Origin of the sequence: Streptococcus parasanguinis ATCC 15912 (assembly GCF_000164675.2) — a bacterium.
In the GTDB taxonomy this organism is placed as follows: domain Bacteria; phylum Bacillota; class Bacilli; order Lactobacillales; family Streptococcaceae; genus Streptococcus; species Streptococcus parasanguinis.
The window spans coordinates 1,076,079-1,095,919 of record NC_015678.1; the positions used below are offsets into that span (position 1 = coordinate 1,076,079).

Here is a 19,841-nt window from a genome sequence, read left to right on the forward strand (position 1 = left end):
CTAAGAGGACTTTGTCTTTAATCTGAAACAAGCCCTTTTGGAGAGCCTGCCCTTTATATTTATGCTGTTTTTTCTACGTTCAAAATTTTCACTTGGTAGCTTCCAGCTGGTGTCTCAACAGTGACAACGTCACCTGTCTTCTTACCAATCAATGCGTGACCGATTGGGCTTTCGTTCGAGATCTTCCCTGCAAAGGCATCTGCCCCTGCTGAACCGACGATGCTGTATACTTCTTCATCTGTTTCGCCAACTTCTTGAACTGTAACGGTTTTTCCGATCGCTACTTCGTCTACTGCAACAGCGTCACTATCGACGATTTCCGCATAACGGATTTTTGTTTCCAAACTAGAGATTTGACCTTCCACAAAAGCTTGCTCATCTTTTGCTGCTTCGTACTCAGAGTTTTCTGAGAGGTCACCGTATGAGCGAGCGATCTTGATCCGTTCTACCACTTCAGGTCGACGGACCAATTTCAATTCTTCTAATTCTAGTTCTAATTTTTCTTTTTCTGCTAGGGTCATTGGGTATGTTTTTTCTGCCATTATTCTTCTCTTTCTATTATTTGAATGAAAAAGCTGTGGACGCGCCACATGCTTTTTCTAGTTTGAACTTGCTTGTGTCAATTTACTATTGACGTGTTCTTCTACATTTTTATTGTGTTCTTCGTATGTCTTAGCGAAGAAGACTTCACCATTTTCGACATTTGCAACAAAATACAAGTAGTCTGTCTTACTTGGGTTCACCGCCGCTTCGATCGCTGATACTCCAGGGTTATCCACTGGACCAGGCATCAAACCGGTATTCTTATAAATATTATAAGGTGAATCCAGCTCTGTATCGATCGTTGCATCTTCTTTCAAGGTCGTCTTTTGACCAAGCTTCCCTTCGGCATAAAGAATTGCAATATTACTTTGCAAAGGCATGTCTTGGTTCAAACGGTTATAGAAGACACTTGCGATATCTTTGCGGTCTTGATCCGTCGCCCCTTCTTTTTCAACCAAGGAAGCAAGGGTCAATACTTCGTTTACATTGATGTTCTTGCTCTCAAGTGTTTCATAATACGGGGTTAAGTTTTGATCCATGGCCGCCAGCATCTGATCGATCATTTCTTTCACTGTGGTATCTTTCCCATAGTTATAAGTTGCTGGGAAAAGATAACCTTCCAAACGGTAGCGAACACCAGAATCCTTACTTGGCAGGTTAGCCAAGAGCTTAGGATATTTGGCCACCATCTTCTCAATAAAGGCATCATCCTGGACAGCCTTCAAGAAATCTTCTTTCTTAAATGGAGTCTTTCCTGCCTTCTTACTAGAGACATCTGCTGTGATAGCCGTCGCAATCTGATCAATGGTATAGCCTTCTGGAATCGTCACCTTTCCAAGAACTGGAGCCTGAGGAGTTTTGGTCCCCTCTTCCTGCAGTTTTTGGATAATGGTTTCTAGATCCATGCTCTTTTGAAGGTTGAAATAACCGGATTTAAAATTGCTATAGTTCTTGAATTTGGTATAGTAGTTAAAGAACTGACCATTTTTCACGAGTCCTTTTTTCTCAAGGATCGCGCCAATCTCACGATTACTTGAACCTGCTGGAATCTCAACCGTCACGAATTCTGTTGCATTTTTATCCATTGGCTTGACAGCTGAGTGGATATAGGTCACTGCAAAGATCCCTGTAGCCACGATCACAACCAGCAAAAGGCTGACCACTGTCCGCACAATTCGTTTAGCGATTTTATTTTGTTTCTTTTGTTTTTGTTGGCGCTGGTTACGAGAAGAGCGCGATAAGCTTTCCTCTACCGGTTCCTGACTTGGTTCTTTTATAAAAGGCTTTGTGGACTCACTCTTTTCTTCTACAATAGGAGTCGCCTTTTCTGGCTCCACTGGTATTTCTGTGGAAGCCACAACAGCTTCTTCTTTTGGAGGTGGTGTTGCTTCTTCCTCCTCTTTCAGTGAAGAAGGGGTTTCAATGCTTCGATCAGGTAGATCATACTCTTTTTCGATCTTTAGAAGTTGCTCATTTGCCTCTTCTAAGTCTCTGAGGATCTGCTCTTTGAAGCTTAATAACTTCTCACTGTCTTGTGATTTATCAGTCAAATAATTGACCTCCCTCATCATAATCCTTAATATTATATCTTAAAAGATTTAGAAAAGCAATACAAATCGCCCTTCTTCTTCAAAATACCTATTTAATCAAGGTTTTCATTTCCCCAGACCAGATTGTGCCAAACTTCACCCGCATATTGGGATTTCGAAAGACCTTCATTGGTGAATCCTTGCTTCTCGTAATAAGGAATCAAATAATCATGACAGGTTAGATTGATCCCTTGACGATGATCTTTCACCGCAATCTCTTTCATCGCCTCAAGCAAGAGGGTTCCAACCCCTAGCCCTTGGGCTTCTTTGGCAATGGATAGACTCGTAATGGAAATAAAACCCTGTTCTAGATGGCTTAGATCTTCAACCTCTGAAAAAGAGGAATCGATCAAATAGCGCTCCGGTCTAACAGGTCCTTCTAAATACCCTAAAATCTGACCTTGGCACTCTGCTACAAGAAAAGTCGCTTGAATCTTTTCGATATGATCTCTTAAAATCTCACGCGCAATCGCTTCTTCTTCTGAGAAATTCTCAAGCTCAATGCGCTCGATAGCATCCAAATCCTGCAGCTCTGCTTGTCTAATGTGAATTTTTTCTTTCATCATTTACTCTTTCTATCGTTCCCAAACCATATGGACACCTCGATCAGACTCAGCTTCATCTCGAAATCCTTGCTGGGCAAAGTAAGAAAGTAAGTTTTCTGAACAATCGATCCAAATAGCTTTCTTTTCCTTTTGAACAGCTAGATCCTTTAAAGCAGCGATCAGAATAGCACCATATCCTTGACCTTGAAAAGTTGGCCTCACTGCTAATCGCAATACGATGAGGTCCCCCTTTAAATGATGGTCTTCTGTCGCCAACAAGTAAGCCACAGTATCGCCACCTTGCTCTGCAAGCAAAGAAATGGCTTCCTTCGAACCTAGCGCTTCCTCAAGAGTGGCCCTGTGCTCCTTTCCTTCATTGTCATGAAGTTCTTCTTCTAGCAATAACAGCTGTTCTTGATCAGCCGGGGTGATTTGTCGAATCATCATCCTGCTCTCCTCATTTCATGATTCTTCAGCGGACAGATAAATTTGAGTCTGGAACCAATCGATTCCAGACTCAATCATCTCTTTATTGTACACTATGTGTCAAACTAGATAATAAACGCTCAAATGAGTATTCATAGGTTTGAATATCTCCAGCTCCCATAAAGACATAGACCGCATTGTCATGGTCAAGAAGAGGAGAAACATTCTCAGCTGTAATAATCGCTGAACGTTTGACAATTTTTGCTTCCAAATCTTCAACCTTCACATCTCCGTGATCGACTTCCCGTGCAGAACCATAGATCTGTGCCAAGTAAACAGCATCTGCTTGATTCAACGCTTCAGCAAATTCATCTAAGAGGGCAATGGTCCGTGTAAAGGTGTGTGGTTGGAAAATGGCTACGATTTCTTTACTTGGATATTTTTGACGAGCCGCATCCAAGGTAGCAATAATTTCTGTTGGATGATGCGCAAAGTCATCGATGATCACTGTTCCGTTAACCACTTTTTCAGTAAAGCGGCGTTTCACTCCAGCAAAAGTCTTCAAATGCTCGCGGACCAAATTTAAGTCAAATCCTGCAATATGAAGCAAGCCAATAACTGCTGTAGCATTCATGATGTTGTGGCGACCAAAAGTTGGGATATGGAATTGCCCCAAGTCTTCTCCACGGAAATGAACATTGAAGGTTGACCCAGTCGTTGAACGAAGCAAATTGCTTGCTACAAAATCATTATTCTCTTTGTCAAAACCATAGTAATAAATTGGTGCAGATGAGGTAATCCGACGCAATTCTTTGTCTTCCCCGTAGATGAAAAGTCCCTTACTGATTTGTTTAGCATAATCGTTAAAGGCATTAAAGACATCTTCTAAACTTGTGAAATAGTCTGGATGGTCGAAGTCAATATTGGTGATGATACTGTATTCAGGATGATAAGGCATAAAGTGGCGTTCATACTCATCTGATTCAAAAACAAAGTATTTAGCTGCAGCAGAGCCACGACCTGTCCCATCACCAATCAAATAACTGGTATCGGTGATATTTGATAAGACGTGAGAAAGCATCCCTGTTGTTGAGGTTTTTCCGTGTGCTCCGGCAACCCCCATGCTGACGAAGTCACGCATAAATTCACCAAGAAATTCATGGTATCGTTTATAGGTTAGGCCGTGCTCATCTGCATAAGCGATTTCCACATTGTTATCTGGACGGAAAGCATTCCCAGCAATGAGGATTTTGTCCCCTTCTAAATTTTTCACATCAAATGGATAAATTTTAATTCCTGCTTGTTCCAAGCCACGTTGCGTAAAGTAATACTTTTCAACATCTGACCCCTGAACTGTATGTCCCATTTGGTGAAGCATGAGAGCTAAAGCACTCATCCCTGCTCCTTTAATTCCAATAAAATGGTATGTGTTAGACATGTTTTCTCCTTATTCTTGATCTAGATGGGTTAAATCCAATTCTTGCTTGATCGGCTGTGGTTTCAACTTGTGCTGATCGTTATTGTATATTTGGCTGGTCTTTAAGAAATCATAATTGTTTTTCTTTTCAGTAGGTTCTGCGACTTCTGGTTCTTCTGCAGATTCGAACTCAGCAAGGATCAACTGATCCTGACGCAAGCGTTTGCTATATTTCAACAATTCGCCCGGGTTTTCCTTTTGGAAAGGTGCTGTTGGCTGGCCAGGTTTTCGTTCTGAAATAAACGGTTTTTTCCGCTTACTTGTGGTAGCCACTGGCTCTGTAGTCAGGTAGGGAGCTGTACGTTTCTTTTTCAAATCTTCACGCGCACGCTCTCTAGCTTCCTCTGCATAACGATTGGCAGGACTTTTTTTATCAATCGGTTCTTTAAAATCAGGTTTTCTTACTGGCCGTCTTTTTGGCAGGGGCTCTTCTAATGATTGATGATAAGGATGCTTGGGTTTGGTATTTTCAGCAATTGGTTGCCATTCCAAATAATTTTTATCTACATAATCGCCTGTAATGTTACTAATCAAGTCTGTATCATCATACAGGTTCATGTGGGGCATCTCTGTTAACATCAACTCATTATCCCCTACTTGAGGAAAATATTTTTCTGTCATGCTTTCTTCCTTTCGACACTCCTTTAATTATAAACTATTCACAGAATTTTTCAAGCTATTCTGATTGAATTCCAAGAATCTCACGAATTTCCTCAACAGATAAACTAGATCGTGTTTCCGTTCCATCTAGAATCGTTGAGACCAAGTGTCTTTTAGATGCTTGGAGTTCCTGGATTTTTTCTTCAATCGTTCCACGGGTGATCATGCGGTAAACCTCAACATTTTGTTCCTGACCCATTCGATGGGCACGGCCAATAGCCTGGTCTTCCACTGCAGGATTCCACCACAAATCGACTAAGATGACAGTATCGGCTCCAGTGAGGTTCAATCCGACTCCTCCTGCCTTCAAAGAAATGAGAAAAGCATGGCGCTCTCCAGCATTAAAGGCATTGGTCATTTCTTGACGATCTTTAGCCGGGGTGGAACCCGTGATTTTAAAGGAAGTCATGCCAAGCTGATCAATCTCTTGCTCTAGGATATCCAACATACCTCTGAACTGGGAGAAAATCAAAACTCGATGGTCACCATCCTTGATTTGACCCAAAAGATCTCGAAGGCTCTCCAATTTTCCACTATCTCCTTGATAGTCTTCCATAAAGAGGGCTGGAGTATCACAGATTTGACGAAGGCGCATGAGACCTGAGAGAATTTCAACCTTACTCCGATTTAATTCTTCCTCACTAGAACTTCGAACCCGATCTTGAATTTGCTTTAATTGGGCTAAATAGATCGTTTTTTGGCTTTCGTCCAACTCATTGTGATAGGTTGTTTCAATCAAGTCCGGTAATTCTTGGAGTACTTCATCTTTTTTCCGTCTCAGGACAAAAGGTTTGACAAATCGCGCAATGGTCTCAGGACTCAACTTTTGAAATTCTTTTTTAGCTGGAAACAGACCAGGAAGAACAATTTGGAAAATGGACCAAAGCTCTCCCACATGGTTCTCAATCGGTGTCCCAGATAGAGCAAATATATGCGGCACCTCAAATCCACGTAAGTGTTGAGCAATCTTGGTTTGGGCATTTTTCATGACCTGAGCTTCATCTAAAATTAGGTATTCATATTGATTTTTCTGGTATTCCTCCACATCCTGACGGAAAGAGGCGTAACTCGTAATGACTACCTGAGGATTGGTTGCGATAAGTTCATCGCGATGTTGCTTGAGGCCGTAAACGACTGTTACTTCCATCTGAGGAGCAAATTTTGAAAATTCTTGTTTCCAGTTGTAGATGAGACTAGACGGAGCTAGAATCAAGATTTTAGTTTCTTTTTTTGCAACACTGGTCAAAAAGGAAATGGTCTGTAGGGTTTTCCCAAGCCCCATATCATCCGCTAAAATACCACCAAAACCATAATGATTTAGCATGGAGAACCATTTGACCCCGATCTCTTGATAATCCCTTAGGGTTGCTTGGATTGTCATCTGAGGAAGTTGGTAATCTTCTGGATGAGTCAGATCATGAGCCAAATTTTGAAATTCTTCTGAAAAATGAACATTGTCTTGATCTGCCAACAAATCAGATAGCTGATAAGCAGCAATCCGGCGGGCTTGTAGTTTCCCACCCTTGCTCATCTTAGCGCGCAGATCTGCTAAAGCCCGACTGATCTTCTTGGTTTCTTCATCAAAGACAAGAACTTTCCCTGTATGGCTGACAAAATAATCTTCTTGCCCCACCAGTGCTTTGAGGACCTGGTCCACTTCAGCTGGATCTACACTCTCAAAGTCAAAGCCAATCTCCAGTAGACTGCCATTGGTTTTCACATCAATTTTTGGACGCTCCACTTGATAAAGATCTAAAAGGCTATCAGAGAGGACGACCTCTCCTAAGGCTTCAAAAGTCGGGATCTGTTGGTGAAAGAATGGATAGATTTGCTCACTTGATAAAGGACTTCTTTGAGAAGAAAAATCATCCGTAAAACCTGCTGCTAGCATGGTTGCAAAGACTTCTTGTTCCTTATCAAAATCACTGGAATAAGGAAGATTGAGAAGCTCCTCACGCGTGGTCACCGCACGATCTTCGTATTGAAAGACCACATCTAGTAAAACAGTCTGGTCCTGTGCCAAATCAAAATGAAATTCTGGAGTGAAATCATGGATTAGAAAACTCGTCGGTGCTGTTATTTGCCCCAGTTTTTTAAACTCTTTTAAACTATAGGAAAGTTTGGTCTGGTCCGTTGGATCAAAATGCAGGCGTTTTTTTCGATCCTGATCCATTGGAAGATCCTGGATAGCCTTCCATAGGGTCCGCTGTTGGGGGGTCAGGTGATAGAAGACACCATTTCGAAACAGATAAACAGCAGACTCGACGACCTTCACCTGTGGCTCAGTAATGATCAATTCGTAAAAATCACCATGGTCTTCCACCTGAAAATGAAAGAGATCTTCCTCCCCATGGACATCCTGAAAATAGACCTCTGAAAAGTCATACAAGCTATATTGCAGGAGAAAAGAATCCAAATTCATCAGTAATTCCACAGCTTCTTCAAAAAGAGTCGGTGGAAAATAGAGATGGCGCCCAGCATTTGGAAAGAAATCTTGCTCTTTCGATCCACCATCTGTGACCAAGCCCTGTAGGAAATTGATCACATCCTGGCTAGCCCTATCAAATTCTAAGTAAGAAATAGGTTCATAATAACTTTTACCGATAGCAAAATGACCTTCTTTTTGAAGGGTCTGCAAAAAAGCTAGCACATCTCTGATCACATAAGAGCGCTCGTCTGGCAAGCGACGAATGCGAAGGGTCCACAAGAATTGACCAGAGTATTCATCCTCCTGCCCAACGGCTGATAAGACATAGCGGGTTTCTTTCTTTTCGATTTTTGGAAGGACCTGGTCTAAAAACAAACTTCCAAAAGAGACCTTTTCCTGAGTTTCCTCTGTTGCAGTGGCATCTTCTTCAAGACTTGCAAGAGCTGCTTTCCCACTGTCATCGTTCTTCAGATAAGCTTCTACAGCTGCCAGATGTGTACAGAATTTTTTCTTTTGAAAGAAAGCACAGCTACAAAAAACGGCATCGTCATCCAAACTGTAACGCAAGCTTTCTTCTTCCACCCGAAAATACAGGTATTTTTCTTTTACTTCCTGAAGGGAAACTTTCCCAGCTTCATAGAGAAGGCTCCCTTGTGAACGAACCTTCCCAGGAATTAATTTTGCCATCTTTACCACCTTAGATTAATCCCTTTATTATACCATATTTCAAAGTATAGTTAAAATTAATTCGATAAAACTGATTAAAATAGGCGTTTTCGGGCAATCTACTATTCAATGATACTCACATAAAAAGTCCTTAAAGCTCCTAAAAAGTTCACAAAAAATGCCCCTCAAGGGGGGCAATCTATTCACGAGTTCAGCAGGCAAGATCTCTCACTGTCACACGATGCTTTTTTATATTCTACATCTATATCTTTCCCGTTAATGATCGACTTGATCTTGTGAATTGTCTTTTATTAAGGCATTTCCAATCATCATGTACAATGTTCCCAAGCATAAAAGTTTGATGAAGGACCAAAAAATCCCAAGGACAGCTAACCCTTTTACCAATAGAGAGTAATAACTTTCTTGGACAATCTCTCCATAAAATGTCATCGATGATATCATGATCACCCATTCCCAAATGATTAGAATGAGTGAGGCACCATAAAGAATAGCCATCCCCCAAAAGATCAAAGAATTCTTTAAAAATTTTCTCACGACACGTACAAGTGCCCATAAGCATAACAAAGAAACAAACAAACTTAATTCTATTTCAGACATAGTTTCACTTTCTATTCAACCCATTTAAAGACATTAGTCTTTTTCTTCTACTTAGTTAGTCTTTCAGATGTTCATATAAAAAGGACCCTTTTTGTCTCTTGCAGTTGACAAAGAGTCCTTTTTTATTTTTCAGTCATGTTCAAACTTTACTGAACCTTGACCATCCCATTTTCTTCTAACATTTTTTTCGTTTTAATATAGTCAGTTAAGTCCTTCAATTTATTATTCGACTTAAAAGCTTTGTTCCAAGTTTTTAGGTCCAATTTTGAAAAATCTGTCACTATATGGATCTGCAAATGGCCTGATTTAGATTTTTCAACAGAATAGTCCATTCCCTTTATATGCCCATAATTTTCAAGCAAACTATCCTTCGCTGAGTTAAATTCCAATGAGTCAGAAGCATCAATATCGGGCAGTTCTTTCCAGAACTCCGTCTTAAGAATCTCCTTATTTTTTATGGTCAGAATAATTGATTCATCCCCATTCCCATAGGATCCCTTATACTTTTCTTGACGTATTGATTGACAGGCTGTTAAAAAAATAATGATGAGGCTGGGAAGCAAAAATTTCATCAAAACAGTTATTTTTCGCATATTCCCTACTTCCGTTTTCGCGCAATCAAATGGATTGGAGTTCCTTCAAAAACAAAGGCCTTGCGAATTTGGTTCTCCAAGAAGCGGAGGTATGAGAAGTGCATCAGTTCTTCTTCATTTACAAAGACTACAAAGGTTGGTGGCTTGGTTGCCACTTGTGTCGCATAGAAGATCTTGAGGCGTTTTCCTTTGTCGGTCGGCGTTGGATTAATGGCAATGGCATCCATAATCACATCGTTCAAGACAGCTGAGGGAATCCGCGTATTTTGACTCTCACTGATCTGTTTAATCATCTCTGGCAACTTGTGCAAGCGTTGTTTGGTAAGAGCAGAGACAAAGACAATCGGAGCATAAGAAAGGTATTGGAATTGATCCCGAATGTCATCCTCCCACTGCTTCATGGTATGGTTGTCTTTTTCAATGGTATCCCATTTGTTGACAACAATGATCATACCTTTACCAGCTTCATGAGCAAAGCCAGCGATCCGCTTATCATACTCCCGAATCCCTTCTTCGGCATTAATGACCATCAAAACCACATCTGAACGGTCGATGGCACGCATGGCACGCATAACAGAATATTTCTCAGTGTTTTCATAGATTTTACCAGACTTGCGCATACCAGCTGTATCGATCATGGTAAATTCTTGGCCATCTGCATCGGTAAAATGGGTATCAATGGCATCCCGTGTGGTTCCTGCAACCGGGCTAGCAATCACGCGGTCTTCTCCAAGGATCGCATTGATCAAGCTTGATTTCCCAACATTCGGGCGGCCAATCAAGCTAAATTTGATGATATCTGGATTCTCTTCTTCTGTTTCATTCGGAAGATTTTCGATGATGGCATCGAGCACATCCCCAGTTCCTATCCCGTGGACAGAGGATACCGGTAGTGGCTCACCCAGTCCTAAGGCATAAAAGTCATAGATATCATTGCGCATCTCTGGGTTATCCACCTTGTTGACAGCCAGAATCACTGGTTTATGGGTCTTATACAAAATACGAGTGACATATTCATCCGCATCCGTGATCCCTTCTTTTCCAGAAACAACAAAGACGATCACATCTGCTTCGTCCATGGCGATTTCTGCCTGATGCTTAATTTGTTCCATAAATGGGGCATCTACGTCGTCAATTCCCCCTGTATCAATAATACTAAATTTCCGATTCAACCACTCAGCTGTTGCATAAATGCGGTCACGAGTGACTCCTTCTACATCCTCAACGATGGAAATCCGCTCACCGGCAATCCGGTTAAAGAGTGTAGATTTTCCGACATTGGGACGGCCTACAATCGCAATAGTTGGTAGGGCCATGATTTCCTCTTTTCTAATGAAAGGCGAGATTTCGGTTCAAGAACGCCTCTCTTCATTTCATAATAGTTTGTGTTTTTCTAGTAGTTTTTTGGTCTCTTCTTGTTCAGGTTGACCAAATTGAGCTGCAAGGCGCTCGCTCCAGCTGTCTGTTACACGCGCTCCAGCATAATCTGCCTGAACCTTGTCATAGGCAGTCACAACTGATAGGTCTTGTTCTTGGTATTCTTCTTCAAAAGCAATCTGCTCCAAGGGTAAGCGTGGTTTCACCGCATGCTGCTGATTAGGTACTCCAAGAGCAATCCCAAAAACAGGGTAGGTATAGTCTGGCAGACGGAAGAGTTCTGCAACTTCCTCTGAACAGTAGCGCAACATGCCGATAATGACTCCACCATAGCCGAGACTTTCAGCTGCCAATAGCGTATTTTGAGCTGCTAGAGCCGCGTCCACTGAGGTGATCAGTAAGTTGTCCACCCCTTCAGGATGGAAATCCTGCTCATGAAGTTTGACAGCTTTTTCAGCACGGTTTAAATCCCCAACAAAGAGAAGAAAGACGTCTGATTGGCGAATCGCTTCTTGGGGAAGCAAGTCGTAGAGAGCTTCTTTCTTTTCCTTGCTTTTGACCACAATCACAGAATAAGACTGAAAGTTTTTCCAACTTGATGCCATCTGCCCAGCTGATAAGATTTCCTTGAGGTCAGCTTCTTTGATGGCTTCTTCCTTAAACCGGCGAACAGAAAAATGAGCATTCATTAAACGGATGGTTTCATTCATCGGCGATTGACTCCTTCCAAATGGATTTCCTTGGCTAAAAATTTCACGCGCTCCATGACACGTTTGGCCTGCCAGGTTTCATCCCCATTGCGCGAAGACGCAAAATGACGTTCCAACTCTTCAAAATTAAAGTTAGAAGTAAAGAAGGTTGGGAGATTTTCCTGCATCCGGTGCTGCAGAATCACTTGTAAGATTTCGTCTCGTACCCAGGCTGACATCTGTTCCGCACCGATATCATCGAGAATTAAAATTTTGGCTTTTTTCACCTGATCGACGGTTTCTTTGACCAAGCCCGAACTGATGGCATTTTTGACATCGATAGCAAAACTTGGGAAATGTAGTAGAGTGGTAGAGGCCTGGCGTTTTTCGGATAAATCATGAGCCAGGGCTGCCATCATGTAGCTCTTTCCTACTCCAAAATCACCATAGAGGTAAATTCCCTTTTGATACTCGGGATAGTTGGCTACAAAATTAGCTAATTCCTCAAAGGCCACAAATCGTCCCTTATCATCGAGCTCTACCTTGGCTAGACTCGCTTCTTTCAAAGTTGAAGGGAGATTGATCAAGTTAAGACGTTGGTTGATCGCAGCACGTTTTTGAGCTTCGATTAACTCTGGTGTCTCCTCATAAGCGACATCCGCATATCCTTCATTCATGGTGAGGATGGGTTTATAACCTTTGGCAATATAATCCGGATCTCCCAATAAGAAACGGTTGCGCTCACTGATGTATTGATTAAATTTTGAAATACTACGACGAATTTCTTGCTCAGACAAAGACCGGTCTTTGATAAAGGCAGCGACTTCTTGGTCTGCCAAGATCTGTGCGACCAAATCCTCATAGTTAAATTGACGCGCACGATTCATGTGAGACATGGTTTGACCTACACTTTCCATCTACTCACCTCCTTGATTCAGTTTTTCTAACAGGCGTTGTTTCTCTTTAGCGAGATCCACCTTTTCTTCTTGACTGGTTTGATTTTGATAGTTCGGTTGACTCCACTTAGGAACATTACTTGGCTTGCCCTTGGCTGATGTAGGACTCGTCCCCTTGTTTCCTTGAACCTTAGCCTGTTTCTGGCGTTCCCGGACTTTTAAAATCGCCAGTTCCGCACTGTTGACTCCTTGGTAAGAAAAGTCATTTCCCACTTTCAAAGCATACTTTTCATTGAGATTAGCAGACTGGGTCTTGTTAAAGGTCAACAATAAGATAATATTGATCACCTCATCTAGTAAACCTAGATCAGCTAACTTAGATAGAGTCTTGCGTTCACTCTGCGTAATGGTCGCATGGCGCGCCTTCTTAATCTCCGCTAAAAATTGTAAGCTAGATTTTGCCTTAGCTTCCCTAAGAATGGTTTCTTCCTGACGGCTATAGGACATACGTGGTTGCTCTTGGCTAGCCTGAGCTAATTTTTGTTTCATTCTCTTTGGAGAGACGATACGGTCTACAGCTGTTTCTTTCGCCAGGAGATAAGTTTCATACCAGGTCCATTGTTGCTCTTCTGCGATGGCAAAGAGGGCAAGAGTTGCTTCTCCTTCATCCGCAAAACGAAGTCCATCACGCCCCATCATTCGCTTAAACATCTCCATATCAAACTGCTGTTTCTTACTTGGAACAACAGTCGCTTCCCCAGCATCTAGTCCAAAGACTTGCGAGAAGGAAACTTGCCTTCTACTCCCTAAAGAGCGCGCTGGGAGCAAATTCTCTACGGCCTTTTCCCCGATTTTCTTTTCAAGCAAGCGTTTATAGACGGCATTGGAAAAGAATTGCTCCGCCTCAAGAGGAGCGTGCAACCGGATCGCGATGCCAGCTTCCTCCTCAAAGATATCGATCAATCCCATAGCAATCAAACGATCAAAAGCAAGTAACAATTGAGGAAACCCCATATCAATGTGGTTTAAGATTTGGGCAAGTAGATGTTTTTTTTCACCTTGATCATAAGATGCGAGCAGAAAGCGATAGACCGTCACGGTTTCCATCTCTAAAATAGGCAGGTAATACTGCTCTAATGCAGGCCCTGCCGGTGGAAGAATGTTATTTTTTAAAAATGAGAACGGAGTATTGGGCTTCATCTATTTTTCCTTTTTCTTCTTGGTTCCCTTCGTGATTTGTTTCAAGAGGGTCTCTAATTCACCGACATCCTTGAAACTCCGGTAAACACTAGCAAAACGGACATAGGTAATCTCATCAAGGTCCGCCAACTCATCCATAACCAAAGAACCAATACACTCACTGTTAATTTCATTATCGCTTTGGCTACGAACCTTTTGTTCGATCCGGTTTACAATTTCTTCGATTTCATCACTGGATACAGGTCGTTTTTGTGCCGAGCGGATAATACCATTAAAGATTTTATCACGAGAAAATTGCTCACGTGTTCCATCCTTTTTAACAACCACTAGGGTCCGTTCTTCCACTCGTTCGTAGGTAGTAAAGCGATAATGGCATTCTTCGCATTCACGACGACGACGAATGGTGTTCCCGTCTTCAGCTTGTCGACTATCCACCACACTAGACTTACTTCCACCACATTTTGGACAACGCATTTGCTACCTCCTTAAACTGTTTTAACACTTCATTTTACCATAAAATGAATCGTAAAGAAAGCAGAAGAACAGGAGATCTCCTTGTCCCCACTCCTCTTTTACAAATTAAAAAAGTCCTAAAACAATTTAAAACTAAAATCATTCTAGAACTCTCATTTGATTTTAAAGAGATAATTCAGCTTCTAAGCCATAGTGATCACTCACAAGCGGTTTATTTTGACCATCAAAAATGACATGTAGACGCTTAATTTCCCATTCTGGACTTGCAAAGACGTAATCAATTCGCAGTGGTACCTGATTATCCGTCCAGCCATCGATTCCAGGGCCTACAGTATAAGTGCCCTTTGTTTCTTTGGCTTCAATAAAGCTATCTTGGAGCTTTAGGGAACTTGATAAAATCGTTTCATACCCCTCTTGGCCAGCAGGATTATTGAAATCACCCGCTAAAATAAAGGGTTTTTCTACTTGGTTAAAATACTTTTCAATTCGTGGCCACTCAAATTGGAAACCTTTGTCCCACCAAGAAAGATGAACACTGCCAACAACGATCTCTTTTCCATCCACACTCGTATGAGCAACGGCCACTCGACGGGTATGGTAGTCCGTTGGATCATCCATATTGGATACCAAAATCTCATCTGCCTTCAAGGGTTGACGTGAAAGAACTGCCACCCCTTCATTGAGGTGATCATAGCCGATATGGTTGTAGGCCCAAGTCCAATAGTAGTGAAGCCCTTGGGCAGCCAACTCTTCAACCAATACGTGAACAAAGTGATCCTTGTGAATAGCCACGGCTGATGGCGCGGCTTGATAATACTCATCTGTTTCAACTGTTTCTGAGGCCATCTCTTGATTGACCTCTTGGAAACAGATCACATCATATTGTGCTTCTAAAATTTGTTCCTTGAGGGTTTCAAATTTTTGCTGGGCATTCTCTTCCATCCAACTATGGGAATTTAATGTTAAAAATTTCATCCCCTGATTTCTCCTTCTTTCCAAATCAAGAAACGGCAAGAGGCCGGGTGCACTGCCCCAACCTCATTTTCTTTGCCGACGTCTCTTATAATTCTACTGTTGCAACTGGAGCATTTGCTGCCAATTTACCAGTATGTTCGACCTTAACAGATTTAATCGCATCTGCATTTGTGAAGACAACAATTGTTGAAGTTTCACGACCTGCTTCACGGATCGCATCAAGGTCTGCTTCTACCAAGAGGTCTCCAGCAGCCACTGTTTGACCTTCAGTAACTTTAACTTCAAATGGTTTTCCTTCAAGACTAACTGTATCTAGACCGATATGAACCAAGACTTCCAAACCATTATCTGTTACCAAACCAAGGGCATGTTTGGTTGGGAAGACGCTAGTAACTTTACCAGCAACTGGTGAAACGATATGGCCATTTTCAGGCTCAACCGCAAATCCGTCACCCATCATTTTTTGTGAGAATACAGGATCTTTCACATCTTCAATGTTAATCACTTCACCATCTGCAACGGAGTGAACTTCATCTGTTACCCCTTTAAAGGTTGCTTCAGCCTTTTGAACTGCTGTCATTTGGCTAGGAAGTGTTTCAGGAATGACTTCACCTGAATCAAGAACGTCTTGAATATCAGATTTCAATACGTCAGCTTTAGGTCCGTAGATCGCTTGGACACCTTGTCCTTTCATGACAAGACCCATAGCACCTTCAGCTTTCCATTGTTCTTCTGTTCCGACTTTTTCAGCGTCCTTAACGGTTACACGAAGACGAGTCATACATGCGTCAACGTCTACGATATTGGCACGTCCACCAAGAAGGTTGATGATGTTAATGACTTGTGAGCTTGCTGAGCTTGTAGCAGCACCTGCTGCTGCACCATCTCCTGCAGGGGCATCATCATTTTGTTCATAGTTACCGTTACGTCCTGGAGTTGCATAATTGAATTTCTTAATCATGAAGTTAGCAATAAAGTACATGATAAAGGCAAATAGGACTGTTACCCATACAAAGTTAAAGATATCTAATGCCAAACCAGCGTTGATGGCCATTGGGGTACGTGTCAAGAACTCGATTGAACCGAATGAGTGGACACGAAGGTGAACCAAGTCAGCCATTGCAAAGGCAGCTCCTTGAACAAAGGCATAGATTAGGTATAAAGGTGTTGCAATGAACATGAACATGTATTCAATTGGTTCCGTAACACCTGTCAAGAATGTAGCAAGGGCAGTTGCAAAAAGCATCCCTTTGTATTTTTCTTTCTTATCTGGGTCCACATTGCGATAGATAGCAACTACAACCCCCATCAAGATACCGAAGGATCCGATCATTTGACCAACTTTGAAACGAGCTGGTGTGTACGCATGAAGCAAGTGTTGATATTGGCTAGGGTCTGCCTTCTTCAAGTTAACAAGGTCTGTTACCCAAGCTAACCAAAGTGGATCTTGTCCAAATACAGTTGTTCCTTTGGCAGCACCTGTAAGAACTTGGTAACTACCACCCAATTGAGTATAGTTGATTGGAATGGTCAACATATGGTGAAGACCAAACGGCAAAAGAAGACGTTCCAAAGTACCGAACAAGAAAGGTGCCAAAACTGGAGCTGTTGATTGTGAGTTGGCAATCCAAATACCGAATCCATTAATTCCTGATTGAACTACTGGCCACAAAGCTGCTAAAAGCAAGGCTGTAATGGCTGAACGAACGATAACAACGAATGGTACAAAGCGTTTCCCGTTGAAGAAAGAAAGGGCTTCTGGGAGTTTACGGTAGTTGTAGTATTTATTGAAGGCTGTTGCTCCAACGAAACCTGAGATAATCCCTACAAATACCCCCATATTAAGAGCTGGAGCTTCAAGAACACTGATAAAGTAGTCCGCAACTTTAATCGATCCACCGAAGATTGTGTGTACTGTAGCAGCCTTATCAGTCAACATTGCTGATGTGACTCCGAAAACTGCACCGGTAATACGGTTAATCAAGATGAAAGAGAGACCAGCTGCAAAGGCACCCCCTGCACGCTCTTTGGCCCAGCTACCACCGATAGCGAGTGCAAAAAGGATGTGAAGGTTACCGATAACCCCCCAACCGATTTGTTCGAGAATCCCACCTGTAATAACAAGTGGAGATAAATTCGGGTTGATCATAGGGATTGATTTCCCGATTGAAATCATCAACCCAGCCGCTGGCATGACAGCGATAACGACCATCAAGGCCTTACCAAACTTCTGCCAGAATTCAAAGCTAAATAAACTTTTGAATGATCCTTTGTTCATCATTCAACCTCCTTATATTGTTTAAGGCTCTGTTTTAAGAAAACGTTTGCGCTTAATTTGTTTCTAGTATACCATATTTTAAAAATTTGTAAAGCCTTACATTCATTTTTTTCTCCAAATTTTATCTTTTTTTATCTTTTTTAAGCCAAATTCTTTTTAAAACTCATTCTTTTTTCAACGCAAACGATTTCTTTGAAACTAAAAAACATTCGAATCCTTAAAGGATTCGAATGTTTCATTCTAACTCATCTTGCATGGCATAGCCAATACCACGAACTGTTTTAATATAGCTTTTTTGACCTGGGAGATCAATCTTCCCACGGAGATAACGGATATAGACGTCAACAATATTGGTTTCACCCGTACTTTCATACTTCCAGACACTCTCCAATAACTGCTCACGTGTTACCGCTCCCTTGCTTCCCATCAGGGTCGCTAGGAGGTCATATTCTCTGCGGGTCAAACTAATCATGTCCTTCCCACGATAGACGGTATGGTGTTCCACATCAATGCGCAAATTGCGGTATGACGTTGGGATTTTCATCTGGCTACAATGTTGGTCAATATAATCACGTCCTCTAAAAATGGCTGTGATCTTATCTACCAAATCGCTGATAATAAAGGGTTTGACCATATAGGAAACGGCAAAGCGCTGAATACTCTCTTTGTGCTCAGCAATTTTTTCGCGACTATCCAAAACAATCAAAACAGAAGCTGGGCGAATCCGACTGATTTCCTCTGCGAATCTTTCACCAGACATATCTGACAGATCGTAATTAAACAAGATCAGATCATATTTGGTCGCAGCAATCAACGCCAGACCTGCTTTTCCATCTTCGACCACATCAACTTGATACCCCTCTTTTTGAAGTTCCAAATCAATGAAGCGAGCGATTTGCTTCTCATTTTCTACTAGTAGAACTCGTTTGACCATAGGGCAAGATTATTTTTCGTCGTACCAAGAATAGTGGAAGGTACCTTCTTTGTCTTTACGTTGGTATGTGTGAGCACCAAAGTAGTCACGTTGTGCTTGGATCAAGTTCGCGGGAAGATCCGCTGAACGGTAGCTATCGAAGTAAGTGATGGCTGCTGAGAAGGTTGGTACAGGTACACCTGCTTGAACAGCAAGAGCTACAATGTCACGAACTGATTGTTGGTACTTAGCAGTGACATCCAAGAAGTACTCATCCAATAGAAGGTTAGCAAGATCTGCATCGCGGTTGTAAGCATCTGTGATCTTTTGCAAGAAACGAGAACGGATGATACATCCATCGCGCCAGATAGATGCGATGTCCGCAAATGGCAAGTTCCAATTGTTTTCTTTAGAAGCGACGCGCAATTGAGCAAAACCTTGTGCGTATGAGATGATTTTTGAGAAGTAAAGGGCTTGACGGATTTTTTCAATCAATTCAGCCTTATCTCCTTCAAATTTGAATGCAGCTGGTTTTGGAAGAACCTTGCTTGCATGAACACGTTCTTCTTTGTAAGTAGAGATGTAACGAGCAAATACTGACTCAGTAATGAGTGACAATGGCACACCAAGGTCAAGCGCTGATTGACTAGTCCATTTACCAGTTCCTTTGTTTCCTGCAGCATCCAAGATGTAGTCTACGATAGGTCCATCTTGACCTTCATCGTCTTTGCGTCCAAGGATATCAGCAGTGATTTCGATCAAGTAGCTGTCTAATTCACCCTTGTTCCATTCAGTAAAGATTTCAGCCATGTCTTCTGCAGAAAGTCCAAGCAAGTGTTGCATGAGGTCATAGCTTTCTGCGATCAATTGCATATCACCATACTCGATCCCGTTATGGACCATTTTTACGTAGTGACCAGCTCCATCAGGACCGATGTAAGTCACACATGGTTTTCCATCTTCAGGCGCTTTTGCAGAGATTTCTTCAAGGACGTCAGCTACCAAGTCATATGCTTCTTTTTGTCCACCAGGCATGATAGAAGGACCTTCAAGGGCACCTTTTTCACCACCAGATACACCAGTACCGATAAAGTTGATACCAGAGTTCGCCAACTCTTCGTTACGACGGATGGTATCTTTATAGAAAGTATTTCCTCCGTCGATCAAGATATCGCCTTTATCCAAATGTGGAAGAAGGGCTTGGATGGTTGCGTCTGTACCAGGTCCTGCTTGAACCATAAGCATGATACGACGTGGTTTTTCGATTGAGTTTACGAAGCTTTCGATATCATAGCTTGGCACAAAGTTTTTATCAGGATGGCAAGCAATTACATCTTCTGTTTTTTCTTTACTACGGTTATAAATGGCAACTGTGTAGCCACGAGATTCGATATTAAGGGCAAGGTTACGACCCATTACGGCCATACCAACAACACCAAAGTTTGCTTTAGTCATGTGACACTCCTCTTTATAGTTTGCCTTTATTCTACCATT

General features: G+C 41.9%; 18 protein-coding genes. All 18 read right to left on the reverse strand.

What is annotated here, in order from left to right; translation table 11 throughout:
• Positions 1-59: 59 nt before the first annotated feature.
• Positions 60-542 carry a transcription elongation factor GreA gene (greA, locus tag HMPREF0833_RS05125; RefSeq protein WP_013904027.1) on the reverse strand — a complete coding sequence of 161 codons (483 nt, stop codon included), beginning with the start codon at positions 540-542 and terminating at the stop codon, positions 60-62.
• A 57-nt stretch (positions 543-599) separates the two neighbouring features.
• Positions 600-2,126 (reverse strand): endolytic transglycosylase MltG, encoded by a 1,527-nt coding sequence (gene mltG, locus HMPREF0833_RS05130; RefSeq protein ID WP_438363290.1) that lies wholly within the window; start codon positions 2,124-2,126, stop codon positions 600-602.
• Positions 2,127-2,185: 59 nt separating this feature from the next.
• A complete protein-coding gene (locus tag HMPREF0833_RS05135; RefSeq protein ID WP_174221308.1) occupies positions 2,186-2,695 on the reverse strand; it encodes a GNAT family N-acetyltransferase in 510 nt (169 codons plus the stop codon).
• Positions 2,696-2,707: 12 nt separating this feature from the next.
• Entirely contained in the window at positions 2,708-3,124 is a 417-nt protein-coding gene (locus tag HMPREF0833_RS05140; protein WP_013904030.1) for a GNAT family N-acetyltransferase, read from the reverse strand.
• A gap of 82 nt (positions 3,125-3,206) precedes the next feature.
• Complete coding sequence (gene murC / locus HMPREF0833_RS05145; protein WP_013904031.1) at positions 3,207-4,541, reverse strand: UDP-N-acetylmuramate--L-alanine ligase; 1,335 nt, start codon at positions 4,539-4,541, stop codon at positions 3,207-3,209.
• A gap of 9 nt (positions 4,542-4,550) precedes the next feature.
• Positions 4,551-5,201 (reverse strand): hypothetical protein, encoded by a 651-nt coding sequence (locus HMPREF0833_RS05150; protein ID WP_013904032.1) that lies wholly within the window; start codon positions 5,199-5,201, stop codon positions 4,551-4,553.
• A 55-nt stretch (positions 5,202-5,256) separates the two neighbouring features.
• Positions 5,257-8,355, reverse strand: a complete 3,099-nt coding sequence (locus HMPREF0833_RS05155) for a DEAD/DEAH box helicase (protein ID WP_013904033.1) — start codon at positions 8,353-8,355, stop codon at positions 5,257-5,259.
• Positions 8,356-8,610: 255 nt separating this feature from the next.
• A complete protein-coding gene (locus HMPREF0833_RS05160) occupies positions 8,611-8,952 on the reverse strand; it encodes a hypothetical protein (protein ID WP_013904034.1) in 342 nt (113 codons plus the stop codon).
• A gap of 146 nt (positions 8,953-9,098) precedes the next feature.
• The gene (locus HMPREF0833_RS05165; protein ID WP_013904035.1) at positions 9,099-9,545 is read right to left on the reverse strand and encodes a DUF1307 domain-containing protein; all 447 of its coding nucleotides are present in this window, start codon (positions 9,543-9,545) and stop codon (positions 9,099-9,101) included.
• A 5-nt stretch (positions 9,546-9,550) separates the two neighbouring features.
• Positions 9,551-10,861 carry a ribosome biogenesis GTPase Der gene (gene der, locus HMPREF0833_RS05170; protein WP_003005632.1) on the reverse strand — a complete coding sequence of 437 codons (1,311 nt, stop codon included), beginning with the start codon at positions 10,859-10,861 and terminating at the stop codon, positions 9,551-9,553.
• Between the two features lie 57 nt (positions 10,862-10,918).
• The gene (locus HMPREF0833_RS05175; RefSeq protein WP_013904036.1) at positions 10,919-11,632 is read right to left on the reverse strand and encodes a nitroreductase family protein; all 714 of its coding nucleotides are present in this window, start codon (positions 11,630-11,632) and stop codon (positions 10,919-10,921) included.
• Positions 11,629-12,528 (reverse strand): primosomal protein DnaI, encoded by a 900-nt coding sequence (gene dnaI, locus HMPREF0833_RS05180; protein ID WP_013904037.1) that lies wholly within the window; start codon positions 12,526-12,528, stop codon positions 11,629-11,631. Before dnaI ends, HMPREF0833_RS05175 begins: the two co-directional genes overlap by 4 nt.
• Complete coding sequence (locus HMPREF0833_RS05185; protein ID WP_013904038.1) at positions 12,529-13,707, reverse strand: replication initiation and membrane attachment family protein; 1,179 nt, start codon at positions 13,705-13,707, stop codon at positions 12,529-12,531.
• Entirely contained in the window at positions 13,708-14,181 is a 474-nt protein-coding gene (gene nrdR, locus HMPREF0833_RS05190; RefSeq protein WP_003017391.1) for a transcriptional regulator NrdR, read from the reverse strand.
• 162 nt (positions 14,182-14,343) lie between these two features.
• The gene (locus HMPREF0833_RS05195; protein WP_013904039.1) at positions 14,344-15,156 is read right to left on the reverse strand and encodes an endonuclease/exonuclease/phosphatase family protein; all 813 of its coding nucleotides are present in this window, start codon (positions 15,154-15,156) and stop codon (positions 14,344-14,346) included.
• Positions 15,157-15,241: 85 nt separating this feature from the next.
• The gene (locus HMPREF0833_RS05200) at positions 15,242-17,437 is read right to left on the reverse strand and encodes a PTS transporter subunit IIBC (protein ID WP_013904040.1); all 2,196 of its coding nucleotides are present in this window, start codon (positions 17,435-17,437) and stop codon (positions 15,242-15,244) included.
• 232 nt (positions 17,438-17,669) lie between these two features.
• Positions 17,670-18,368: a response regulator transcription factor gene (locus HMPREF0833_RS05205; protein WP_003017362.1), complete on the reverse strand. Its 699-nt coding sequence runs from the start codon at positions 18,366-18,368 to the stop codon at positions 17,670-17,672.
• Between the two features lie 9 nt (positions 18,369-18,377).
• Positions 18,378-19,802, reverse strand: a complete 1,425-nt coding sequence (gene gndA, locus HMPREF0833_RS05210; RefSeq protein ID WP_003017375.1) for an NADP-dependent phosphogluconate dehydrogenase — start codon at positions 19,800-19,802, stop codon at positions 18,378-18,380.
• Positions 19,803-19,841: the final 39 nt, after the last annotated feature.

Coding starts and splice junctions, on each gene's coding strand:
- HMPREF0833_RS05185 (WP_013904038.1), bottom strand. CDS start 13,707: ATGAAGCCCAATACTCCGTTCTCATTTTTAAAAAATAACATTCTTCCA.
- HMPREF0833_RS05165 (WP_013904035.1), bottom strand. CDS start 9,545: ATGCGAAAAATAACTGTTTTGATGAAATTTTTGCTTCCCAGCCTCATC.
- murC (WP_013904031.1), bottom strand. CDS start 4,541: ATGTCTAACACATACCATTTTATTGGAATTAAAGGAGCAGGGATGAGT.
- der (WP_003005632.1), bottom strand. CDS start 10,861: ATGGCCCTACCAACTATTGCGATTGTAGGCCGTCCCAATGTCGGAAAA.
- greA (WP_013904027.1), bottom strand. CDS start 542: ATGGCAGAAAAAACATACCCAATGACCCTAGCAGAAAAAGAAAAATTA.
- HMPREF0833_RS05140 (WP_013904030.1), bottom strand. CDS start 3,124: ATGATGATTCGACAAATCACCCCGGCTGATCAAGAACAGCTGTTATTG.
- nrdR (WP_003017391.1), bottom strand. CDS start 14,181: ATGCGTTGTCCAAAATGTGGTGGAAGTAAGTCTAGTGTGGTGGATAGT.
- HMPREF0833_RS05195 (WP_013904039.1), bottom strand. CDS start 15,156: ATGAAATTTTTAACATTAAATTCCCATAGTTGGATGGAAGAGAATGCC.
- HMPREF0833_RS05150 (WP_013904032.1), bottom strand. CDS start 5,201: ATGACAGAAAAATATTTTCCTCAAGTAGGGGATAATGAGTTGATGTTA.
- dnaI (WP_013904037.1), bottom strand. CDS start 12,528: ATGGAAAGTGTAGGTCAAACCATGTCTCACATGAATCGTGCGCGTCAA.
- gndA (WP_003017375.1), bottom strand. CDS start 19,802: ATGACTAAAGCAAACTTTGGTGTTGTTGGTATGGCCGTAATGGGTCGT.
- HMPREF0833_RS05160 (WP_013904034.1), bottom strand. CDS start 8,952: ATGTCTGAAATAGAATTAAGTTTGTTTGTTTCTTTGTTATGCTTATGG.
- HMPREF0833_RS05175 (WP_013904036.1), bottom strand. CDS start 11,632: ATGAATGAAACCATCCGTTTAATGAATGCTCATTTTTCTGTTCGCCGG.
- HMPREF0833_RS05200 (WP_013904040.1), bottom strand. CDS start 17,437: ATGATGAACAAAGGATCATTCAAAAGTTTATTTAGCTTTGAATTCTGG.
- HMPREF0833_RS05135 (WP_174221308.1), bottom strand. CDS start 2,695: ATGAAAGAAAAAATTCACATTAGACAAGCAGAGCTGCAGGATTTGGAT.
- HMPREF0833_RS05205 (WP_003017362.1), bottom strand. CDS start 18,368: ATGGTCAAACGAGTTCTACTAGTAGAAAATGAGAAGCAAATCGCTCGC.
- HMPREF0833_RS05155 (WP_013904033.1), bottom strand. CDS start 8,355: ATGGCAAAATTAATTCCTGGGAAGGTTCGTTCACAAGGGAGCCTTCTC.